Source organism: Mariniflexile litorale (assembly GCF_031128465.2).
In the GTDB taxonomy this organism is placed as follows: domain Bacteria; phylum Bacteroidota; class Bacteroidia; order Flavobacteriales; family Flavobacteriaceae; genus Mariniflexile; species Mariniflexile litorale.
On the sequence record NZ_CP155618.1, the window covers coordinates 3,465,772 to 3,489,131 of the forward strand.

Annotated in this window: 16 protein-coding genes and 1 pseudogene; 11 read left to right on the forward strand and 6 right to left on the reverse strand. The window is 34.1% G+C overall.

The genetic code is table 11. From position 1 onward, the window contains the following. Positions 1 to 173 precede the first annotated feature (173 nt). Positions 174 to 1,778, reverse strand: a complete 1,605-nt coding sequence (locus QLS71_RS14510; RefSeq protein ID WP_308993293.1) for a RagB/SusD family nutrient uptake outer membrane protein — start codon at positions 1,776 to 1,778, stop codon at positions 174 to 176. A gap of 11 nt (positions 1,779 to 1,789) precedes the next feature. Further along, entirely contained in the window at positions 1,790 to 4,792 is a 3,003-nt protein-coding gene (locus QLS71_RS14515) for a SusC/RagA family TonB-linked outer membrane protein (protein WP_308993292.1), read from the reverse strand. A gap of 481 nt (positions 4,793 to 5,273) precedes the next feature. Between QLS71_RS14515 and QLS71_RS14520 the strand changes: the two genes are divergently transcribed. The 5 genes from QLS71_RS14520 to QLS71_RS14540 all read left to right on the forward strand — a co-directional run bounded on the left by QLS71_RS14520 (position 5,274) and on the right by QLS71_RS14540 (position 13,127). Then, a complete protein-coding gene (locus QLS71_RS14520) occupies positions 5,274 to 6,467 on the forward strand; it encodes a Gfo/Idh/MocA family oxidoreductase (protein WP_308993291.1) in 1,194 nt (397 codons plus the stop codon). Positions 6,468 to 7,216: 749 nt separating this feature from the next. Continuing rightward, positions 7,217 to 7,444, forward strand: a complete 228-nt coding sequence (locus QLS71_RS14525) for a CDGSH iron-sulfur domain-containing protein (RefSeq protein ID WP_308993290.1) — start codon at positions 7,217 to 7,219, stop codon at positions 7,442 to 7,444. Between the two features lie 105 nt (positions 7,445 to 7,549). Next, positions 7,550 to 9,985 carry a T9SS type B sorting domain-containing protein gene (locus QLS71_RS14530; protein ID WP_308993289.1) on the forward strand — a complete coding sequence of 812 codons (2,436 nt, stop codon included), beginning with the start codon at positions 7,550 to 7,552 and terminating at the stop codon, positions 9,983 to 9,985. 139 nt (positions 9,986 to 10,124) lie between these two features. Next, a complete protein-coding gene (locus QLS71_RS14535) occupies positions 10,125 to 12,422 on the forward strand; it encodes a DNA topoisomerase 3 (protein WP_308993288.1) in 2,298 nt (765 codons plus the stop codon). A gap of 117 nt (positions 12,423 to 12,539) precedes the next feature. Then, on the forward strand, positions 12,540 to 13,127 hold the full coding sequence (locus QLS71_RS14540; RefSeq protein WP_308993287.1) for a pseudouridine synthase: 588 nt from the start codon (positions 12,540 to 12,542) through the stop codon (positions 13,125 to 13,127). Positions 13,128 to 13,342: 215 nt separating this feature from the next. On the opposite strand, the gene QLS71_RS14545 is transcribed toward QLS71_RS14540, so the two are convergent. Beyond that, positions 13,343 to 13,984 carry a hypothetical protein gene (locus tag QLS71_RS14545; RefSeq protein WP_308993286.1) on the reverse strand — a complete coding sequence of 214 codons (642 nt, stop codon included), beginning with the start codon at positions 13,982 to 13,984 and terminating at the stop codon, positions 13,343 to 13,345. 4 nt (positions 13,985 to 13,988) lie between these two features. Continuing rightward, positions 13,989 to 14,483 carry a sigma-70 family RNA polymerase sigma factor gene (locus QLS71_RS14550; protein ID WP_308993285.1) on the reverse strand — a complete coding sequence of 165 codons (495 nt, stop codon included), beginning with the start codon at positions 14,481 to 14,483 and terminating at the stop codon, positions 13,989 to 13,991. 467 nt (positions 14,484 to 14,950) lie between these two features. Here QLS71_RS14550 and QLS71_RS14555 point away from each other — a divergent pair. Continuing rightward, a pseudogene (locus tag QLS71_RS14555) lies at positions 14,951 to 17,103 on the forward strand (carboxypeptidase-like regulatory domain-containing protein). An 80-nt stretch (positions 17,104 to 17,183) separates the two neighbouring features. Here QLS71_RS14555 and QLS71_RS14560 read toward each other — a convergent pair. After that, entirely contained in the window at positions 17,184 to 17,699 is a 516-nt protein-coding gene (locus QLS71_RS14560; RefSeq protein ID WP_308993284.1) for a hypothetical protein, read from the reverse strand. A 170-nt stretch (positions 17,700 to 17,869) separates the two neighbouring features. Between QLS71_RS14560 and QLS71_RS14565 the strand changes: the two genes are divergently transcribed. From QLS71_RS14565 to QLS71_RS14585, 5 genes are all read left to right on the forward strand, one after another. Further along, complete coding sequence (locus QLS71_RS14565; protein WP_308993283.1) at positions 17,870 to 18,607, forward strand: energy transducer TonB; 738 nt, start codon at positions 17,870 to 17,872, stop codon at positions 18,605 to 18,607. Between the two features lie 214 nt (positions 18,608 to 18,821). After that, positions 18,822 to 19,442, forward strand: a complete 621-nt coding sequence (locus QLS71_RS14570; protein ID WP_308993282.1) for a hypothetical protein — start codon at positions 18,822 to 18,824, stop codon at positions 19,440 to 19,442. 22 nt (positions 19,443 to 19,464) lie between these two features. Further along, entirely contained in the window at positions 19,465 to 20,802 is a 1,338-nt protein-coding gene (locus QLS71_RS14575; RefSeq protein ID WP_308993281.1) for a 2TM domain-containing protein, read from the forward strand. Next, a complete protein-coding gene (locus QLS71_RS14580; protein ID WP_308993280.1) occupies positions 20,802 to 21,113 on the forward strand; it encodes a 2TM domain-containing protein in 312 nt (103 codons plus the stop codon). The genes QLS71_RS14575 and QLS71_RS14580 overlap by 1 nt, the downstream gene beginning before the upstream one ends. Positions 21,114 to 21,246: 133 nt before the next feature. After that, positions 21,247 to 22,005: a LytTR family DNA-binding domain-containing protein gene (locus QLS71_RS14585; RefSeq protein WP_308993279.1), complete on the forward strand. Its 759-nt coding sequence runs from the start codon at positions 21,247 to 21,249 to the stop codon at positions 22,003 to 22,005. Between the two features lie 70 nt (positions 22,006 to 22,075). On the opposite strand, the gene QLS71_RS14590 is transcribed toward QLS71_RS14585, so the two are convergent. After that, positions 22,076 to 23,185, reverse strand: coding sequence for an MBL fold metallo-hydrolase (locus tag QLS71_RS14590; protein ID WP_308993278.1), 1,110 nt, complete (start codon positions 23,183 to 23,185; stop codon positions 22,076 to 22,078). Between the last annotated feature and the right edge of the window lie 175 nt (positions 23,186 to 23,360).

Here is a 23,360-nt window from a genome sequence, read left to right on the forward strand (position 1 = left end):
TTATCTTTTAGAGCTTCTTTTTCGGAAACATTATTAATAGAAATAATTAGTAATACAATGAAGTAACTGTATTTTATAAATAGTCTTTATAAAAGAGGTATTGAAAAGTAAAGCCAAAGAAGGGAACTTGTCTTCTTTGGCTTTACTAAAATAACTCATGTTACTGATGAACTTTACTGGTAATCATTTTGCGTTAATTTAGGGTTCGCCAATAACTGACTTTCTGGTATTGGAAATACTTTTCTATTCACACCATTTGGAACGTGGGACAACCATGATTTTGTTGTATATACTCCAAAGCGAATTAAATCTTGCTTTCTGTGATGCTCGCCAACAAATTCCCAACCTAGGTTGTCTAAGAAGCCGCCATATTGAATATCACCTCCTCCTTGTAGGTTGGTTATAACTCCATTTTCATAAGGGCCATATTGATATACGCTTCCACCCATTAATTGAGCACTTGTTACAGTAGCTTTGGCTGGATTATCTTTAAAACTTCTGGCTCTAATATTTGATACTATTATTGCAGCGGCAGGGGCATCATCCGTTCTAAGTAAGCATTCAGCTTTAATCATTAATGCGTCTGTATATCTGTAAAATGGTACGTCATTAGAGTTTGTCATGATATCACCACGACCAATTTCATAACGAACAAAGCGATTCCCTTCGTTAAACTCAGCACCGTCAACAGAACTAATGTAGTTTACATAATCTAATTGTGAAGAGGGGTTGTCTTTATCTATAAGTAAAGGTTCACCAGAGCTAGTAAGTTGAGGACCACCTAGCCAAGTATCTTCCAATCGTTGATCATCGACATCATATGTATCAATAAATTGTGGAATTGCAGCACTGCCTCCCCAAGGCGAACCAGATAAATCAAAGGTTTCTTTACTAGCTCCAAAAAGAGCTTTCCATGCAACATAAGAACCTCCTGCATAAACTTGATCAAAAGGAATTGCAAAAATAGTTTCAGACAAATTTTCGTTTTCTATCGCAAAAACATCAGAAAAGTTTGGAGTTAAGCTAAATTTATCACTATCAATAACATCTTGAACTTCACTAAGTGCATCATCCCAACGAGGCGTACCTATATAGACTTCAGAGTTTAAGTACATTTTGGCTAAAGTCATTTTAGCGGCCCATTTGGTAACCCTGCCATAAGTAGATTGGTTTCTTTCTTCTGTTAATAAAGGTATGGCATCCGTTAATTCTTTTATAATAAAATCATATACCTGTTGTGATGTACTTTGTTCTGGAATAAAACCTGCTTCAACATCAAATTGGGTTACTATAGGAACTCTTCTGAAATTATCGTATAAGAGATAATAGTACATAGCTCTTAGGGCTTTCAGCTCTGCAATATAAGCATCGGCTCCTTCTGCTTCTCCCAAGCCTTCAATTTGAAAAATAGCTTTATTGGTTGTATTAATAGCTGTATAGGCTCTATCCCATAAAGCTTCGGTATGACTTAATCCAGGAGCCCAAGTATGCTTGTGCATATCAATATAATAAGCTCCCCAACCAATGCCAAGTCTGTTTGGTGTCACAATTACATCAGAAGATTCCTCATACAAATCGAAAAGTCCATCCCAACCCCAATAAATGTCTCTAAACTTTGTATAGGGAGGTGCAATAATGGCATTTAAGTCATTAGCAGTAAAGGTGGTTTCTTCAGCAACAATATCGCTATAAACAGTTTCATCTAAGTTTGTACAACCTAAGGCGAGAAAGCCAAATGTAGCACTCAATAATATTGTGTTTATTTTAAAAATTTTCATAGTTAGCAATTTTAAAAGTTAACATTAAGCCCCAAGGTAAACGTGCGTACAGTAGGGTATTTATCTCTATCATCATTTCCTTGCGCTAAGACATCATCTCGTCTAATTTCGGGATCAATACCTGAATAACCAGTAATTGTTAGTAAATTGGTTGCTGTAGTGTACAATCTAACAGAATCAATAAAACTCCAACGGTCACAATTTAAATTATACCCTAAAGTTATATTTTCTAATTTCAAGTAATCTCCATTTTCAAGATAGTAGCTCACAAATTTTTGAGGTAAGTTTTCATTTAATCTTCCTTTTCCGTATACTGGGTCAAAGGCAGATTTAAGCATATTATACTCCACATTTGGGTTTTCGTAAAAGGCTCTTTGTGCATTTAGAATTTGAAATCCAAAAGCACCATTTAATACAAAACTTAAATCAAAATCTTTATATTTAAAGCTGTTAGTTATTCCTAACAAATGTTTTGGTACACCATTTCCTAAATACTGTCTGCTCTCATCATTTTCAACGGCAGTTGAAAATGGTACTTGACTCCCATCTGGTAATTCAATTAACCAAAAGCCATCATCTGTTAAATCTACTGATTCTAAACCCCAGAAATTACCAATTGATTGCCCTACTTCCAATTTATGTGTACCTGTTGATATAGGTTCACTTAATCCTCCTGTATAAATAACATTGTCTTCTATTTCGTATAAATCATTTGAAAGACTTACTAATTTGTTTTCATTGTGCGAATAAGTCATGTTGGCTTCCCAAGTAAAATCATCAGATTTTACAGGAGTTACATTTAGCAATACTTCAATACCTTTGTTTTCCATTTGTCCAACATTAGCTAAAGTTGTTCTGTATAAGTTTGGAGGAGTAGGAACCGTATAATCCCAAAGCATATCTTCTGTTTTCTTTTTATATACATCTATGCTTCCACTAATTCGGTTCTTTGCAAAAGCAAAATCAATTCCTAAGTTAACTTCTTTAGATACTTCCCAACGTAAATCAGGGTTTGGATTAGATGCAGCTTCCAGTCCTTTTACCCATACTCCATCCACTAAAAAATTACCTCCGTATTGTAGTAAGGTTAAAGACCTGTAAGGGTCATTCGGTATTACCCCAGTTTCTCCATAACCAGCTCTTAGTTTAAGCGTATTTACAAAATCAACATCTTTTAAAAAAGATTCATTGCTTATAGTCCAACCCGCAGAAACTGATGGAAAATCACCCCACTTATAATTGTTTCCAAATTTAGAAGAGCCTTCTCGTCTAAAACTGGCTAAAACGTTGAATCTAGAATCAAAACCATAGCTTAATCTTCCAAAGAAACCAATAAGAGTATTATCATTTTTATTACTATCCATACGTGCCTTACCATCTTGCAGGGCACGACCTTCACTTAAATTGTTATATGAAAAGGCATCGGTAGGGAAGTCAAAATTATTTGCCCAAAAACTCTCTTCAACATAGTATTGATGACTATACCCCCCTAAGACACTAAAACTATGTTTATCAATTTCTTTACTATATTTAGAGGTGAATTCTAGAATTTTTGTTTTACTTAAACCAGTTCCTCTTGAAGCAAAACCATTACGCTCTTCTCCATTATATCCTAAATATGCTCTTTTTTCACTGTAGCCAGATATATCACTGTTCCGTTCTGTAGAAACCATTAGGTTATTTTCCCATCCATCAATTGGAGTAAGTGTGACATTACCTGTTATTCTTAGCCATTGTTTTTGAAGTATCCCATCTGTTAATTTAATCATACCTAACGGGTTAACATATTGTAATTTGTTTTTATTTTGTGTAAATGTGCTATCATCATTTCTGATGCGATCTGTAGGGTTACGAATTAAAGCCTGTCTGTAAATTAATGGGTTAAAAGCATTGCCATCACCAAGAGCTCCAGTATTTTGAATGCCATTAATTATATTTACATTAAATTTTAACTTATCATCAAATAAATAGTGATTTACATCTGCACTTACACGAAACTCCTCATTTTGAGATCCTTTAAAAACGCCTTCTTGGTCAATATAATTTACATTAACAGAATAAGTGGAATTTTCACTTCCACCTGAGAAATTAATATTATGATTTTGAGTGATAGCGGTTCTAGATATTTCATCAAGCCAATCTGTTTTATAGCCCAAATCACCTCCTGTTTTAGATAGTTCTCCTTGAGCGATAAGTGCTGGATAATCATTTGCGGTTAGAAAGTTTGCTTTTTCTCCGAAAGAGGACATAGAAGAGTAATGGGAATATTTAAGCTGAGAAACCGTATTACGCTTCCCAGATTTGGTTGTTATAATAATAACTCCATTTGCACCACGTGTGCCATAAATGGCAGCTGCTGAGGCATCTTTTAAAACATCTACACTCTCAATATCGTCTGGCGAAACACTGTTTAAGCTTCCTGGTACACCATTAATAAGCACTAAAGGTGCTGTTCCTCCTTTTAAAGAGGACACACCACGCAATGAAATGTTTGCGCCAGAAGAGGGATCACCAGAACCATTTGAAATGCTTAAACCAGCAACTTTACCTTTTATTAAATCTGCAGCATCTCTTACAAAACCTGGATTAAAATCTTCAGCTTTTACTGTAGCAATAGCACTCGTTACTTCTCCTCTTTTTTGAGTTCCATAACCTATTACCACTACTTCGGATAATTGCTGTAAATTTTCTTCAAAAGTTAAATTAATTTCCTTTTTATTACCAACTGCAATTTCTTGAGTCACATATCCAATATATGAGAATACTAAAGTGGCATTGGAATTTTTTGTGTTAATTTCATATTTGCCGTCAAAATTTGAAATGACACCATTAGTAGTACCCTTTTCAGATACTGAAACGCCAGGAACAAGCATTCCATTTGGATCTTTAATTGTTCCTGTTATTTTTTGTTGAGCAAATGAAGCACTTATGCCCAAAATAACAAAAACCGAAAACAATAATCTTTTCTTTATAAAATTGCTTTCGAGATTTTTTAGTAGTTTTTTAAAATCCATAATTCAAAAGTTTGTTTTTAGTTAATACTAATCGTTATAACAATTACATATTTTAGTTAGATAGTTTGTATTATAATTGTTATGGTTTTGTTGTCTTGTAAAATTAAAATGATAATTTGTGTATGAATAAATATAATTAGCAGAAAGTAGTACTATATTAGCTCGTTTTTGTTTATTTAGCCTTTTTTTGAACAAAATGATGTTTTAAGGTATTATAAATCAAGATGTTTAATAAAATGAGAATTAAAAATAGGATTCTAATCGAGTAATATATAGGTAGATTGTAACTTATTAATAAGGAGATTCATTTATCCGTTTTTCCAAATCCAACAACGCATTCTAAAAGCATCTGGTGAATAGTGTAAATTTTTTTGGGAGTTAAATGTTATGGCGTTTAAATCCATCTCAATCTGCATTTTTCTACTCAAATTATTAACCATCCCATAAAAATCAATAACTTAGTTAGCTCTAAACATATATTATGAAAACACTAGGTATTGGAATTGTAGGCGTTCGATATGGTGCGCACATGCACTACGAAAACTTTAAAAAACTGCCACCTGGACTCATAGAACTTAGAGGCGTTTGCTCCAGAACCCTAGAAAGTGCCGAAGCCTTTGCTTCTAAAACAGGCATTACTTTTGTAACCAATAATATAGACGAGCTATTGGCACGGGAAGATATCGATATTATAGATATCTGCACGCCACCAGCAACGCACCACGAAATAGCCATAAAAGCAGCACAAGCCGGTAAACATATTATTATGGAAAAACCGCTTACGGGTTACTTTGGCGAACCTGGTGATAAAGAACCCATCGGTTTTCATGTACCCAGAGCACGTATGTTGGCAGGTGCCTTAAAAAATGCCGAAGCCATTCGAGAAGCCGTACGCAGTAATGGTGTTATTTTTTGTTATGCCGAAAATTGGGTATACGCACCACCCGTAGTAAAAATGCGCAACCTTATAGCAGCCTCCAAAGGTGCGATACTTGAGGTACGTGCCGAAGAAAACCACTCTGGTTCTAACTCGGTATTTTCAAGGGAGTGGAAGCACACGGGCGGTGGCGCACTCTTGCGTATGGGGTCGCACTCGGTTGGCGCCTGTTTACACCTAAAACATTGGGAAGGTATGGAACGCCTTGGTAAAAGCATTCGCCCCGTTTCAGTGATGGCAGATACTGCAGACCTGATACACACCGATGCCTCCAATCGCGCCAAAAAAGCAAATGCCCATAATTGGATTAGCTCAAACCCAGTAGATGTAGAAGATTGGGCAAATGTGACCATTAAATTCGATGATGGTTCCCGAGCAACCGTGTTAGTGAGTGACGTTGGTCTTGGTGGATTAAACACCCGTATCACTACTTTTATGACCGACGGTGTTATAAAAGCAAACATGACCGCAAACAACGCTATCGAAACCTACGCCGTAGACCCCGAAACCTTTAGCAACGAATATTTTACCGAAAAATTAGAAACCAAAGCAGGGTGGAACCGCCCAAGTTGTGATGAAGACTGGTTTCGTGGCTTTATACAAGAAATTACCGACTTTGTAGATGCCATACAAAACAACCGCGAACCTCTTGCAGGCATCGATTTAGCGGTAGATTGTGTGAACGTTATCTACTCAGCATATCTATCTGCTGAACAAGGTAAACGCGTTAACCTGTAAAAGGTTTTAATTCATAGGTGTTATTTGGGCGTTACCCATATACTGAAACAAGTTCAGGAACTTGATTGGGCTTGGAGTTTATCCTGAGCGTAAGCGAAGGGCTCTATCTTTTTAAAACGTCATTGTGAGGAACAAACCATGAAATTTATTGTCATTGCGAGGAGGCATCGATGAAGCAATCTGCCTATTACAAACGTTTTAAAAAGGATGCCGCTGCAAATGTGAAGCATTCACGATTTCATTAATTTAAAATAGAATGGATGAGTAATCCCTAACACGAACTGGATAGCTTCGAAATTGTCATTGCGAGGCACGAAGCAATCTCATGATCTGTACTTCAAATAAAAATTGAAATAAATTATAAACAGATTGCTTCGTCGTGCCTCCTCGCAAAGACGTAAAGTTTTATGTTTATCGTTAAAACGAGGTAAAACAATCTGTAGCTGTAGCATTCAAAAGCCAACATTAACCCCTGCTAGCGCGAGCGTCTCGCTCGTGCGCATAACAATTTCTCGTCCTAAAAGTTTACATATTATACATTAATCCTAAAATAGGATTACAATTCAATACCGGTACGAGCGAGACGCTCGCACAAGCGCCATCGTTAAAATTAATTGCGGGTTTCAGTCTCATTATGCTTTCCAATCAGTTATTATAATACTTTTTAATATCATGAATAAATAAATCATCTAACTACTAAAAGTCAAAATATATTTCCTCAACTTTGGCATCAAAATAAAAACAATAGCATGAGCAAAACAAAACTTACCATAAACAGCAACGGGTCTGTAAAAGTAGAGGGCGATTTCGAAATAGTAGATGCACAAGGCAATGTGTATGGTTTACAAGGAAGAGAAGTGTTAGGAATCTGCCGTTGTGGGCTTTCTGCCAATAAACCTTTTTGCGATGGCGCACACCGTAACCATTTTGAGCACGATGCCAAAGCCTTCGATTTACCGCCTATGAAAATCCGTTAGTAACCTAACACAAAGAAAATTAATAAACGTTTTATTTAGCATATCGTTTAAAAATTAATTTTGCGTGAGATTAAGAAGCTAAATTTTATTTTTAAAAAAGAAAAGTTGAATTTTAAATTCCTACATATCTGGTTATTAATTCTGAGTTCACATGGTGTATTAGCACAACAATGGCAACAAAATTTAAAAATTGTTGAACCTATAAGATCAGCATCAAGTTCTTTTGGTTTGCATATTGCAACCTATGAAGGTTTTGCTGCTTTCGAAGCAAATTCTGTTAGTGTAGGGGGTGTCATAAATGCAGGTAAAGTTCATATGGCTAGAAAAGAATGTGAAGGGTGGTCTATTTATCAAGAATTAACACTTTCTGAAACTAAAGATTATTGTGGTTTTGGAAGTGCTTTAGCAATGGATAAAACAACATTAGCGATTCGAGGATGCGATCCACTTTTTCCTTTAGGTGGGGCTGCTATATATATGTATGAAAGAGGAGCAGATGATTTATATGTTTTTACTCAGAAAATAAGCAAACCAGAAAATGTTTTATGGGATAATTTTGGAATAACAATTTCTATTTCGGGAAATTATATGGTTGTGGGAGCGTCCTATAATAGTACCGATGCTTCTTTTTCAAATGTGTTAACAAATGCAGGGGCAGCTTATATTTATTTTAGAAATGCTTTAGGTGTTTGGTCTTTAGTTCAAAAAATAACAGCTAGCGATCGCGGTGCAAAAGATAATTTTGGAGGTTCTGTAGATATATATGAAAATACCATTGTAGTGGGTGCTGAAAATGAAGGTTTTAATTGGGCTGGTGCTTCTTATGTTTTTGAAAAAAACACAAATTCTAATTCTTGGAGTGAAGTGACTAAATTAGTTGCTTATGATTTTAGAGGCTTATTGGATAGATTTGGAAGCGTTGTAAAGATTGATAAAAATACCATTGCTATATCAGCAATGTGGGAAGATGACAATGATTATGTCTCCAGTGGTGATGATGGAATGCCTCTAAATTCTTTGGGGTCAGTATATGTTTTTGTAAAGAATACTACAGGGAATTGGGTCGGTAATCAAAAATTAAAAGCTTCAAATAGATCTATTTCTCATTTTCATTTTGGAGATAGATTAGATTTTCATGACAATACCATAGCTGTAAGAGGTGTAGAATATGAGTATGATGTAAGTGGAAGTCCTATAGCGTCTTATGGAAATATATACATATTTAATAAAGCTACTGATGGTATGTGGAGTGAATATCAAATAATACCACAAACTATACGATATGGTAGCGATGCTTTTGGACGTGATGTCGCGCTTTATGGAGAAGATTTGTTTGTTGGGGCATATTGGCATGATTACGATATAAATGAACAAAATTTTTTAAATGATTCTGGGGCAATATTTTTATTTAATCCTTACAGCTTAGAAAGTTTAAAAAAACCTGAGATAAATTTGTTACCAACTTTAATGGCATGTGAAGATTTAGGAAATGGTTTTTCTTCAAACTTTAATATGTCTACTTTACAAAGTGACCTCGTAGATAAACCAGAAGATTATACATTCTATTATAGAGATCAATTAGGTAATATCCTATCAAGTCCATTGCCAGATTATTATGCTAATGCTTTTCCTTATTCTGAAAAAATATTTATTAGGGTAGAAAACAAGCATAACTCTAAATGCTTTGAGGATACCGAAATACAACTAGAAACTTTAGCATCGTTTAATTTAAATGTAGTGCCAGAATTATTTGAATGTGATACAACTGGAACTGGGTTTTCGGTTTTTGATCTTTCAGAATTAAATAGAGCATTAGTAGATGATCCCACACTGTATGAATTTTTATACTTTGATGCTTATGGAAATAATATAAGTAATTCTATTAATAAAACCTATCAAAACAAAACCCAAAACCAAGAACAAATAACGGTAAGGGTTTCAAATAAAAACACCTCGTGCATCAAAGAAACAACAATCACTTTAAATGTTTCTAACGTTAAAGCGTATACAGTATCGGCATTATTTTCATGTGTTAAAAATAATTCTAATTTAGTAGCATTTAATACCTCAAATATTCAAGCACAGTTGTTACAAGGTCAAACAAATCGGGAGGTTTATTATTTTAATGAAGATGGCACATTATTAACAAGTCCATTACCAAATCCATATCACTTAGAATTTGGAACAGTCAAAACTATAAAAGCTCGTGTTGAAAATTCAGTTTTAGGTTGTTATGATGAAACATTTGTTACGTTTAATAGTGTGGATTGTGATTCAGAAATAGTAGATTTTAAAATCCCTAAGTATTTTACTCCAAATGGAGATGGGGTAAATGATGAGTGGAAAATTACTCAGGAATTTAGTCAAAATTATATTGTATATATTTTTGATAGATACGGAAAACTTATAAAAAATTTAGGATCTAATAATGGTTGGGATGGGAACTTTAATGGGAAACCTTTGCCTTCATCAGATTATTGGTATAAATTAGTATTTGAAGATGGAACAAATAAAACAGGGCACTTTACTCTTAAAAGATGATTTGTTACCGCTAATATATGACTTCATTAGTTAATAACTCCTAACAATTCCTTTTTAAAACCAACTTCTAAATTCCTATTTTGCGGCTTCAAAATAAATTCCCGTATAAACGAGAATCTCACTATAAATTTAGAAAGAAGTGAAGGTCTGTATTGCCGAAAAACCAAGTGTAGCACGCGAAATTGCATCCGTTTTAGGAGCGAATACCAAACGCGATGGCTATTACGAGGGTAATGGGTATGCAGTAACGTACACCTTTGGGCATTTATGCACGTTGAAAGAACCCAACGATTATAAGCCTTATTGGAAAAGTTGGGATTTAAACAACTTACCTATGCTTCCCGAAAAGTTTGAAACCAAAGTGGTCTCGAATTCGGGGATTCAAAAGCAATTTAGAATTGTAAAAAGTTTATTTGATAAAGCAGAGGTTGTTATCAACTGCGGGGATGCGGGACAAGAAGGAGAACTTATTCAACGTTGGGTAATGAATGAGGCAAAATACAAAGGTGAAGTAAAGCGCTTATGGATTTCCTCTTTAACTACTGAAGCCATCAAAGAAGGTTTCGAGAACTTAAAACCTTCAGCGAACTACGATAATTTATATTACGCAGGCTTTTCTAGAGCTATTGGCGACTGGTTATTGGGTATGAATGCCACTCGTTTGTACACTGTAAAACATGGGGGTTACAAACAAGTCTTGTCGGTTGGTCGAGTGCAAACCCCCACCTTAGCGATGGTGGTAAACCGATTTAAAGAAATTGAAAACTTTAAACCGCAACCGTATTGGGAATTGCAAACCATGTATAGAGAAACGCTTTTTAGTTATGAAGAAGGACGTTTTTTAAAGAAGGAAGATGGTGAGACTTTAGCTGATAAAGTTAAAGAAAGCGATTTCGAAATTGTATCCATAGAAAAGAAGAAAGGCAATGAGTATGCCCCAAAACTATTCGATTTAACAGGTTTACAGGTATATTGCAATACGAAGTTTGGGTTTTCAGCAGATGAAACCCTTAAAATCGCCCAAACCTTATACGAGCAAAAAGTAGTGACCTACCCAAGAGTAGATACAACCTTTTTACCAAACGATGTGTACCCTAAAGTATCGGGCATTCTTCAAAAGTTAACTAATTACGCTGCTTTAACACAGCCGCTTTTAGGAAAAAAGATAAAAAAATCGACCAAGGTTTTTAATGATAAAAAAGTCACCGATCACCATGCAATTATCCCAACGGGGATGCAAACCAATTTGCAATACAACCAACAACAGGTGTATGATATTATTGTAAAGCGTTTTATTGCGGTATTTTATGATGATTGTGCGGTATCGAACACCACGGTTATTGGGAAAGCAGCCGACGTATCGTTTAAAACCACAGGAAAAGAAATATTAAAAAAAGGCTGGCGCGTGGTGTTTGAAGACCCGAACGCTAAAGAAAGAGCCCCCGATTTGTTACCCACTTTTGTAAAAGGTGAAAAAGGGCCACATGAACCTTCATTCTTAGAAAAGGAAACCAAACCGCCCAATCAGTTTACGGAAGCTTCGTTATTACGTGCCATGGAAACTGCAGGAAAAGAGGTCGATGATGAAGAGTTACGTGATTTAATGAAAGAAAATGGGATAGGTAGACCATCTACCCGAGCCAATATTATTGAAACGCTTTTTAAACGTAAGTACATCGTTAGAAATAAAAAACAAGTATTGCCAACTCAAACAGGCATTCAGTTAATTGATACCATTCAGAATGATTTATTAAAATCGGCAGAACTAACAGGTACTTGGGAAAAGCAATTAAAAGATATTGAAAAAGGCGAATTTACCGCTGGGGCGTTTATAAACAATATGAAACGTATGGTAGATGCGTTGGTTTATGAAGTGCGTAGTGAAACCACACGAGCAAATATATCGCATGCAGCAAATGCAAAAAAGCGAGAAGCGAAAGCAGAGACTAAGAAAGCAGCTGGTATTTTGGCTGAGGGTTGCCCAAAATGTAAAAAAGCAAACATTATAAAAGGGAAATCGGCATATGGCTGTGCTAATTATAAATCAGGTTGCGATTTTATATTACCATTTACGTATGCTGATAAAAAAATATCGGAGAAGCAGTACGTAAGATTGCTTAAAAAGGGCTCTACAGTCAATTTAAAAGACTTTAAAACAAGTATGGGTACAGTCGAAGGCTTATTGCGTTTTGATGAGAATTTTAAGCTTAAATTTGAGCCTAAAAGAGCAGCAAAAAAAGCAGAAGCAAAAACCGATGAATTAACCTGCCCGAAATGTAAAAAAGGAACGGTTATAAAAGGAAATACTGCTTATGGGTGTAGCGACTATAAATCAGGTTGCGATTTTAAAGTGACTTTTGATATGGTTCGCGAAAAAATAAACGGAGAAACACCAACTAAGGAACTGGTGTTTCGTATTTTGAAAGGAAGTGTTTAAGAGTTACTTGTCATTTCGAACGCAGTGAGAAATCGCAAATGCACTTTGTTTGCGAAACTTATGTGATGTCTCAATCGTAGCTCATTTCGACAAGACTGTTTGGATTAAAAAAATTAAATGACAGAACAAGAACCCATACACCGCCACTTTATAATTTACAAACCGTACGGAGTTTTAAGTCAGTTTGGAAGCAATGATAGCAAGCAGCAATCTAAAAAATTTCTAGGTTTGTTACACGATTTTCCTGAAGGCATTATGCCTATTGGACGTTTGGATGAAAAATCGGAAGGCTTATTATTACTTACTACCGATGGTAAAATGAGCGATTTTGTAAACAGCCAAAAAGTAGATAAAGAATATTATGCCCAAGTTAATGGCGATATCACTCGTGAAGCTATAACACAATTGTCAAAAGGCGTAGAGATAGGTTTTGATGGTAAGAAATATCAAACCAAACCTTGCAAAGTGTTTAAATTAGATGCTATTCCAGAATTACCAATACGTTCTCAAAAAATTAGAGATGACAGGCACGGACCAACCTCATGGATTTCAATAATTTTAAACGAGGGGAAATTTAGGCAAGTAAGAAAAATGACTTCCTCAGTTGGGTTTCCAACATTACGATTAGTTAGGGTTCGAGTAGGTAATATTCACTTAAGCAACATGCAAGTGGGTGATGTCGTTGAGGTTTTAGATTTGATATAATTTTGTGTTCGCGAGGAGGGAACGATGAATCAATCTGTTTGTTGTGTGCTCAAAATGGACTTTGATAAATATCATAAGATTGTTTCGTGCCTCATAATGACATTTTATATCATGAAATAGTGATTTATAAAATAAATTTATTAGTTATAATTTTTTTGCGTTAGGGATTACGCCATTGTAGGAGTACCTACCTCGATGAGGGTAACGCCCAAATATTAAACTTCTAATTTTTTTAATTCTGTGTAATTTCGGTTAAGGCGTTTTAGTAATAGGCCATAGGTTAACCAATAGATAAACAATAGTAAACCTACAACAATGGCTAATAGAGCTATGGTGGCTACAATAACCCCTGCATAAATTTGGAAGACACCACCGTTAAGTGAAGCGGCTTGCAATTGCTCTGTTACTATCGGGTCGTGTTTAAAACCGTAAGCGGCACCTAAAAAAGTTCCTATAACAAGAAAAGCTAAATTGAAAATAACGTACTGTTTTACGGTTTGTCTTGTTTTAAGAATATTTTCAATAAGTGTTTTAGAGTTATCGGTTGCTGATATGTTTTTATGGTTTATGTAAAATTGGTAAAAGAAATAAACAAGAACTACATAACTAATAATGGTTAGAGGTATTAAAATATGGTCTATATCTAAATCGTTCATTTTTTCGGATATCGATGTGCCTTTAAGAATCACTGAAATAATCAACCAGAATCCAAATTCTAGTAAGCTGATGATAAATATCCATTTTACAATATTTGATGATTTGGCATGAATCATCGTATAAATTTCTTTATATGTTAACTGTGGGTACTTGGTAGTATCTTTCTTCCAGTCTTTTTTTAATAGTTCTAATTCATCCATAACCTTAGGGATTTAGTATGGTTTTTAGTTTTGTTTTTATTCGGCTCATTTTCACTCTGGCATTCACTTCACTAATACCTATGGTTTCGCTTATTTCTCTATAATCTTTATCTTCTAAATATAAAAATACAAGAGCTTTTTCAATATCGTTTAGTTGATGTACTGCTTTATATAATACTTTAAGTTGTTCTTCTTCGGTGTCGTCATAAGCTTGAGCTGTTATTTTAAATTCTACACCTTGAAAATCTTGAGTATTTATAGTACGCTTTGATTTTCGATAAAGCGTAATAGCGGTGTTTAATCCCACGCGATACATCCAGGTGCTAAACTTAGCATCGCCACGAAACTTAGGGAATGCTTTCCAAAGTTGTATGGTTATTTCTTGGAATAAATCGTTATGCGCATCATAATTATTGGTGTATAAACGGCATACCTTGTGTATGATGTTTTGATGCGTTTCTAGCAATTCAACAAAATTATGTTCAAGTTCTTTATTCAAATCGGAGGGTTAGTTATTATATAAGTAGCTTAAAGTTTTAAATTGTTACAGTAAGGCGAAAGAATTTTAAAGGGCCGTTAATTAGTAAGGTGCTTTTGTGTGTTTTATTTTAGTGTTGTAGTTGTTTTACGGTTTTTAGTAATTGGAAATAAATATTAAATTATAACTTTAATTTAAAACCATTAAATATTTAGTTGTTAATTGTTTAGTAGTTAGTTATAGACAAAAACTATAGTTGGTTTTTTGCTTGAATTGGTACTTTGTGATAAGCTAATATATGAAAAATATATTTACTAAAAATAGTACCAAAATCTCATTAAAAAAAATCTGTAAATGAGGTTTTTTAAAGGACATTGTTTCTTAAAAACAACTGTTCATCACTTAAACTTAACAGTTCGGTTAGTTAAAATTTTAATGACACATCTTTTGTTTCAAATTTGCTTTCTAGAAATTGAACAACCAAAATCATGCAAAAATTAATTACCAGTATCATTATTTTATGGAGTCTGAATTTAAGTGCACAAATACCTATTAACGGAAAAGTGACCGATGTAAAAGGTATGCCCATACCAGGAGCTAATATTTATTTAGAAGGAACTTACGATGGAGGTACTACCGATGAAAACGGCTCCTTTTCATTTAAAACAAATCAAACTGGAATGCAGAAATTGATTATTTCTTTTTTATCTTTTGAAACATTTACTATATTAGACGATGTGGTTTATATGAAAAATGTACATATAAAACTTCGTGAAGATGTAAATGCATTGGATGCCGTGGTACTTTCGGCAGGAACATTTTCAGCAGGCGATACTAGTAAAGTGAATGTGTTAAAACCTTTAGATGTGGTAACAACAGCTAGTGCTTTGGGCGATTTTGTAGGTGCTTTGCAAACCTTACCAGGAACAACCACTGTTGCCGAAGATGGCAGATTGTTTGTGCGGGGAGGTGATGCCGATGAAACCCAGATTTTTATTGATGGGATTCGAGTGTTTACACCTTACACACCCACGACCAACAATGCGCCTCCCGCGGGCGTTATTCGCCTTTCTTGTTTGATGGTATTACGTTCTCTACAGGTGGGTATTCTGCAGAATTTGGGCAAGCACTATCGAGTGTCTTGTTATTAAATACAATGGATGAACCCGATCAAGAGAAAACTGAAATTGGTATTATGAGTGTTGGTGCTCGTTTAGGGAACACTCAAAAACGGAACAAAACTTCGTTGAGTTTTAATGCTTCATATATTAATTTAGCACCTTATAACACTATTTTTTCTAGCCGAAATGATTGGATAGAACCTTATGAAACTGTTTCGGGTGAAATCGTATTTCGTAAAAAAACGAATAAGGGTTTATTTAAATTATATGGTGCTTTTGATGCGACAAATTTTGAATTAACGCAAGAAGATATTAACTATGAAGATGGTGTTTATTTTAAATTGAAGAATAAAAATCTTTATTTGAATAGTTCTTATGAAGGGGAGTTGAATGATACTTGGACTTATTTTGGAGGTGTCAGTTTTACTCATGGTAATAACGATTTAAAGATTATTGATAGTGCCATTGAAGACACAGAAAACTCGATACATGCCAAATTGAAATTCAAAAACAGAATAAATAACCGGTTTAAGTTATATTTTGGAGGGGAGTACTTTGCTACTAATTTTAAAGAAAATTACAACGACAAGGCTATAAAGAATGTTAATTACGGTTATGATAATAACCTAGTCGCCGCATTTACTGAAGCCGATATATTCATATCTAAAAACTTAGCGTTTAAAACGGGGCTACGTGCCGAATATAGCCAGTTGTTTAAAGAAACTACCATAGCACCTCGGGTGTCATTGGCATATAAAACGTCGGGTAAAAGTCAGTTGTCTTTAGCTTATGGAAATTTTTATCAAAACCCATCGAGTAACATTTTAAAATTCAACCAAGATTTAAAAGCCCAAAACACTTCACATTTTATAGCAAACTATCAATATAATGGCGATAGAAAGCTTTTTAGAGCCGAAGCTTATTATAAAAACTACAATGATTTAGTAAAGTATGATACAGATTTTGCCGACTTCAACAGCCTGTATAGCAACAAGGGGTCGGGCTTTGCAAAGGGCATCGATTTCTTTTGGCGAGACAGTAAAAGTATTAAAAATGTGGATTATTGGGTTAGTTATTCGCTTTTAGATACCGAGCGTGATTATAAAAATTACCCAACAAAAGCACAGCCCGATTTTGCAAATACGCATAACGTATCGGTAGTAGGGAAATACTGGATTAACGATTGGCGCAGTCAAGTAGGTTTTAGTTATGCCTTCGCATCTGGTAGAACCTACACCAACCCAAACGAAACGGGTTTTTTAAATGAAAAAGCAAAAGCGTATAACAGTTTAAGTGTGAATTGGGCGTATTTAGTTAGTCCGCAAAAAATACTATATGCTTCTGTAAACAACGTGTTGGGTTTTAAAAATATTAATGGATATCAATATGCGAATACATCTGATTTAAATGGGAACTTTAGCCGTCGCACTTTACAGCCAGCCACGGATCAATTCTTTTTTGTGGGCTTCTTTTGGACTATTAGTGAGGATAAAAAGAGTAATCAGTTGGATGATTTGTAGAGGTGGTTCCTTTAGCAAATAAGCATTACCTTTCTTTTAAGTATAAAACAGCAATAAATTATATTTATAACTAGTTGGTTTTATAATTTATTCTCTTTCAAATCTTTAGCTAAACTTGCTGTTTTCAGTTTTTTATTCTGCTTTAGATATTCTAAATCCGATGAATTGTCAATCATTAACTGACGATTATAATAATTTATATGTTCTAGAATTCCAAAAACATTCGCTAAAACACCCCAAATAATTAAGTTTTCTGGTAAAATTTGCCAGTCATTCTTATAAATTTGAAGACCAAATATTATGGGTATTAGAGCAATTAATATCAAATTTAATTTTTTAGAATTTTTGAAAATATTTAAATTTTTTTCTTGGTTGAACGGCTTATTAAGCAATCGGTATAACTTCAATTTCCAATAATGCTGTCCTTGAATTAATATTAATATACAGATTAAAAGACCGTATAAAAGAAAAAATATATCTGTAAAGGAATTTTTAAAAATTAGATAAATTAAAATCCCTGGGAATGTCACAAAAGCGTGAAATCTTTCCATTGGATAATAACTCTTCAATCTTTTAATTAGTTTTTGCTTACTCATTTATGTTTTCAACTTAGATCTATCTCTTTCGTTTCAATTGACTATATAATATGCTAAACAAAGTTAGTGGTTTTTCTTATAAAATCAATTTTTAAAGCAGAGTAATATGATAAATATCATAGTTATCCATTCTAATATCTAATAATTTTAAGGTAATAAAACAATTTGTCATGTTACTTAGAAAAAAAAATCCAGAATTAGAAATTGGCAGAAACAGTAGTTTGTATTTTGCTATTGGTTTAAACTTAATGTTATTTTTTTCTTGGCAAGCTTTAGAATATAAAACTTATGAAAAAAGAGAGGTTGCTATAGATATCTTAACTATGGAAGCGAAAACCGAGGAAGAAATTCCAATTGTAAATTATAATGCGCCACCACCTCCGCCACCTCCCGTGGCATTTAGCGAAAGTATTCAAATAGTTGATGATGTTGTAGAAATTGAAGAAACCGTTATAGAAAGTAGTGAAACTAATCAAAATGAAGCTATTTCAGATAATAAAAATATTGTTGGTATAGGAGATGTTAAGGTAGCTGTGGTTGAAGAAGATGTGGAGGTGGCGTTTGCTGTTATTGAAGATGTTCCAGTATTTCCTGGTTGTGAAGGCTTATCAAAAAGTGAAACCAAAGATTGTTTTCAACGAAAAATTCAAGAGCATGTAGTTAAGAATTTTCATTATCCAGAAACGGCATTACAATTAAGTATTCAAGGACGGGTATCGGTTATGTTTATTGTCGACTCTAAAGGTGTTACCACAGGAATACGTTCTAGAGGACCAGATAAAATTTTAGAAAAGGAAGCAGAGCGTATTATTGGATTATTGCCCAAAATGCAACCAGGCAAACAACGAGGAAGACCTGTTAGAGTAGCTTACGCTGTCCCCATTTTCTTTAAGTATCAAGAACGATAGTGTTTTGAATAGTAGTTATCATATTGAAAAATCAAAAGATGTTATGTCTTTTGATTTTTTTTATACCTAATAAAATGGTTTTACTTATTGTAAATTACAATACATCCTTAAAAAAATACAATTGGGTAAGTCGCTTTTTTAAAACCCATTAAGGTGATAGATATTTGTTTCATAATATGTACTGAATCTGTTTCAGTATTTAAACAAAAACCAAATGAAACATTTAATTATCATCGCCACCTTTTTAGTATCGGCATTAACAACCTCACAAACTAATTACGAAGAAGGTATGCAAAAAGCCTTTGAATTATGGGGAACGAATCCAAACGAAGCATCAAATTTATTTGAACGCATTGCTAAAGCTGAACCACACAATTGGTTACCTTCATATTATGCAGCCCAAGTTAATATTGTTAGCAGTTTTGGAGAAACCAATGAAGAAAAGCTAGCAGCTCAACTTAAAAAAGCACAAGATTTAATTAATGATGCTACAGCAATTTCAAAAAGTAATCCTGAAATTTTAGTAATGCAAGCCTTATTGCACACTGCTTGGGTAGCCTATGATGGTGCAACTTACGGTATGACTTTATCTGGTAAAATAACAGACTTGTATACAAAAGCAAGCATGTTAGCTCCAAACAATCCTCGTGTGGTGTATTGTAAAGCGGAGTGGGACATGGGTAGCGCTACGTATTTTGGACAAGATACCAAGCCGTTTTGTAAGGATTTAGAGCGTGCATTAGAACTTTTTGATAACTTTAAACCAGAAACACCATTTGGCCCGAATTGGGGGAAGGAACGCACAGAAATGCTATTACAATCTTGTAAAGAGTAAAACGAGAGTTTAAATTAAAGTCATGAAAAATTTTAGAAAATCAGTCATTTTAAGTTTTGTAATAGGTTGTGCTGTTTTTGTAATAGGTAATGCGTTGTCTGGAGACTTTAGTTTTAAAAGCGTAAACGAATTTCTAATTAATTTTTTTCAATATCAATTATACAGTTTTGTTCTTGGGATGAGTAATATGTACTTTTTCGATTATATGGAACGTTACCATTGGAAAAAGGAAGATAGAATAAAACGTATTGTTATTGGTATTGTAGGTTCTACTGTATTAACTTTATTAGGACTGTTTTTTTTGAGGGCTTTTACATCTATTGTGTTTTATGAGTCCTCATTTCAAGAATTTATAGCTAGCGAGAAGTTCTCATACTACCAGTTTGGATTATGGATTACTTTAACCATTGTTATTATTTTTCACTTTGTATATTTCTATAACAGGTATCAACAAAATAAAATAAAGGAGCAAAAGGTTATTGCTGGTACGGCAAGTGCGAAGTTCGATGCCTTAAAAAACCAGTTAGATCCTCATTTTCTTTTCAACAGTTTAAATGTGCTAACTAGTTTAATTGAAGAAAATCCAGAAAATGCCCAAAAATTCACGACTTCATTATCTAAAGTCTACCGCTATGTTTTAGAACAAAAGAATAAAGAATTGGTATCGGTAGACGAAGAATTGGAATTTGCAAAAACCTACATGTCTCTTTTAAAAATGCGATTTGAAGACAGCATTATTTTCGATATTCCTGAAAAGGCGAATAACTCAGAAAGCAAAGTAGTACCATTATCGTTACAATTACTTTTAGAAAATGCTGTAAAGCATAACATGGTAACATCAAGTAAACCACTACACATAAAAATTTATGAAGTGGGTGATAGTTTGGTGGTCGAAAACAACTTACAACCCAAACAAATAGTAAAAAAGAGTAGTGGAGTAGGTTTAAATAACATCATGCAGCGTTACGACCTGCTAACCACAAAAAAAATAAATATTAATAAAGAGGCAAGTAGGTTTTCAGTAGCCATACCCATGCTTACAAAACAAATTTATAATATGGAAATGAATCATAACTACAACGAACAAGACGCTTATAATAAAGCCAAAAAGCGCGTTGAAGAATTAAAAAGCTTTTACTCAAACCTTTTATCGTATTGCATTGTCATCCCATTTTTAATATTTATAAACTATCGTACTTCATGGAGTTTTCAATGGTTTTGGTTCCCTATGTTAGGTTGGGGTATGGGTTTAACATTTCATGCCTTTGGAGTTTTCGGATACGGAAAATCGTGGGAAGAACGCAAAATTCAAGAAATTTTAGAAAAAGAAGAATCGTCAAACAGTAAAACTTGGAAATAATGGAAAGTAATTATATAGAAAAAGACCGTTACGAGCGTGCTACAAAACGGGTGAAACGTATTAAAAGTTTTTATACACATGCTGTTGTTTATGTGGTAATCAATATTATGATTGTTATTGTAAATATTCAAAATTTAGACGTAGGCGAAAGCTATTTTCAATGGCATAATTTTACCACCCTATTCTTTTGGGGCATTGGTTTGTTGGCTCATGGTCTGTCTGTTTTTGCCCCAAACTTTATCTTGGGTAAGGATTGGGAAGAGAAAAAAATTAAAGACCTTATGGAAAAAGACAAAAAACCTTGGCAGTAAATAGGGCGTTACCCTATCGGGTCGGGCTATGCGTTGCAAGTCCTCGCTCGTACCTCGCTGTGGGCTTTTCACTGCTATCCCTAACGCACTTACCAATAAACAGTAACTAAAATAACTAACAGAAAACCAACCAATGAACACCATCATTATAGAAGACGAAAAGCCATCCGCACGTCGTTTACAACGTATGTTAACAGTTTTAAATATGGAAGCTGAAACTATGCTACATTCCGTTGAAGAGTCCATCCATTGGTTTCAAAATAACCCACATCCCGATTTAATATTTTTAGACATTCAATTAAGCGACGGACTCTCATTTGAAATCTTTGAAGCCATCGAAATAAAATCCGCAGTTATTTTTATTACTGCTTACGACGAGTATGCGCTGCAAGCCTTCAAGCTAAATAGTATTGATTATTTATTGAAACCCATTGATGAGGACGATTTAGCAAACGCTGTAAAAAAATACCAAGAGCGCTTACCGCAAAAACAAGCCGTTACTTTGGATTTTAACGATATTAAAAAGCTTCTCATTAACCCCATAGATCGTGAGTATAAAAAACGTTTTTCGGTAAAAGTGGGGCAACATTTAAAACTGATTAATATAGATGAGGTTGAATGTTTTTATAGCGAAAACAAAGGCACCTATTTACACACTTCCGAAGGCAGAAACTATTTACTAGATACCACTTTGGAATTACTCGAAAACGAACTGGAGCCAAAAAGCTTTTTTAGAATAAGCCGTAAGTTTTTTGTAAATATCAATGCTATAAAAGATATGGTGAGCTACACCAATTCGAGGTTACAAATAAAATTAAACTCGTATAACGACGATGAAGTTATTGTAGCCCGAGAGCGTGTTAAAGATTTTAAGATGTGGTTGGAGTCATAGATTTTCTATTTTAAATGCATGGAACCGTAGAGAGGAATTGGGTATTTTTACATAACAATTTCTTTATCATTTAAATAGCTTCCCACCATTTTTTATAGGTGTTTTTCATATCGGTGATGATGATTTCTTGTCCAATTTCTGGTGTGATCACCATCAAATTTAATATCTCAGCCTTGGCTTTTAAGCGTTTAATAGGATCAGTCCATTCATGTAAGGCTAATTTAAATCCTGCCCAATGTATGGGCATTATTTTTTTAGCTTTTACATCTATACCAGCTTGAGCTGTTTCTTCGGGCATCATGTGTATGTCCGCCCACATGTAGTTGTATTGTCCACATTCCATAAGTGCTAAATCGAAAGGTCCATATTTATTACCAATTTCTTTAAAATGGGAGGCATAACCGCTGTCTCCACTAAAATAAATATTCTCAGTTTTAGATTGTATAACCCACGAACACCACAAAGTAGTTTGAGCGGTATTAAATTTTCTTCCAGAAAAATGTTGAGCAGGTGTGCATACCAAGGTTAAGTTTTCAAAAGTGATTTCTTGCCACCAATCTAATTCCGTAATCTTAGTTTTAGGTACGCCCCAAGCTTCTAAATGAAGACCAACCCCAAGTGGTACAAAGAAATGGCGGGTTTTGTCTTTTATTTTCAAAACGGTTTCGTAGTCTAAATGGTCGTAATGGTCATGCGAAAAAATAACAGCATCTATTTGAGGTATTTTTTCCACTTCCAAAGGAAACTCTTTATTAAATCTATTAGCACCTAAAAGAGGATGGGGAGCAGCCACTCTCCCAAACATAGGATCAATTAAGATCGTTTTATTTTCCATTTGAAGCATAAATGAGGAATGACCAAACCATATCATTCTAGCTTGGTTGCTGTAAGCGGCTACCTGAGTAGAATCTAATTTTTTTACGTTTAGATCTTTTTTGGGTCTACTATTAGGAACTTTTGTTGTGAAAAACGTGTAAGCTAATTTTAAAGTTTCAGTAAAACTTAAGTCTTTAGGAACCGCTTTTGTATTATTAAATTTTCCGTTTCTGAATTGTTTTGAATGTTGATAAACTACTTGCTGTTCTTTTGTAAGTTGACCACCAAAACTAGGATAGAAGTTTGTGAATAGTAAATATGAAATAAGGCTGATGCCTATAATAGCTATAATAGTGGTGATCATTTTTTTTAAACTCTTTTTCAGCATGTAATTATGGGAGCATGTGTATTAAATAAAAAACGCTGTAATAAAGTTGTTTGTTTTTACTTAGCAGCATCAAAATTAAGTTTTATTTACCAAATGCGGCAGACTCATGATTCGAATATTTATAACCCAGTAAATAAATAAAGCTTGCCAA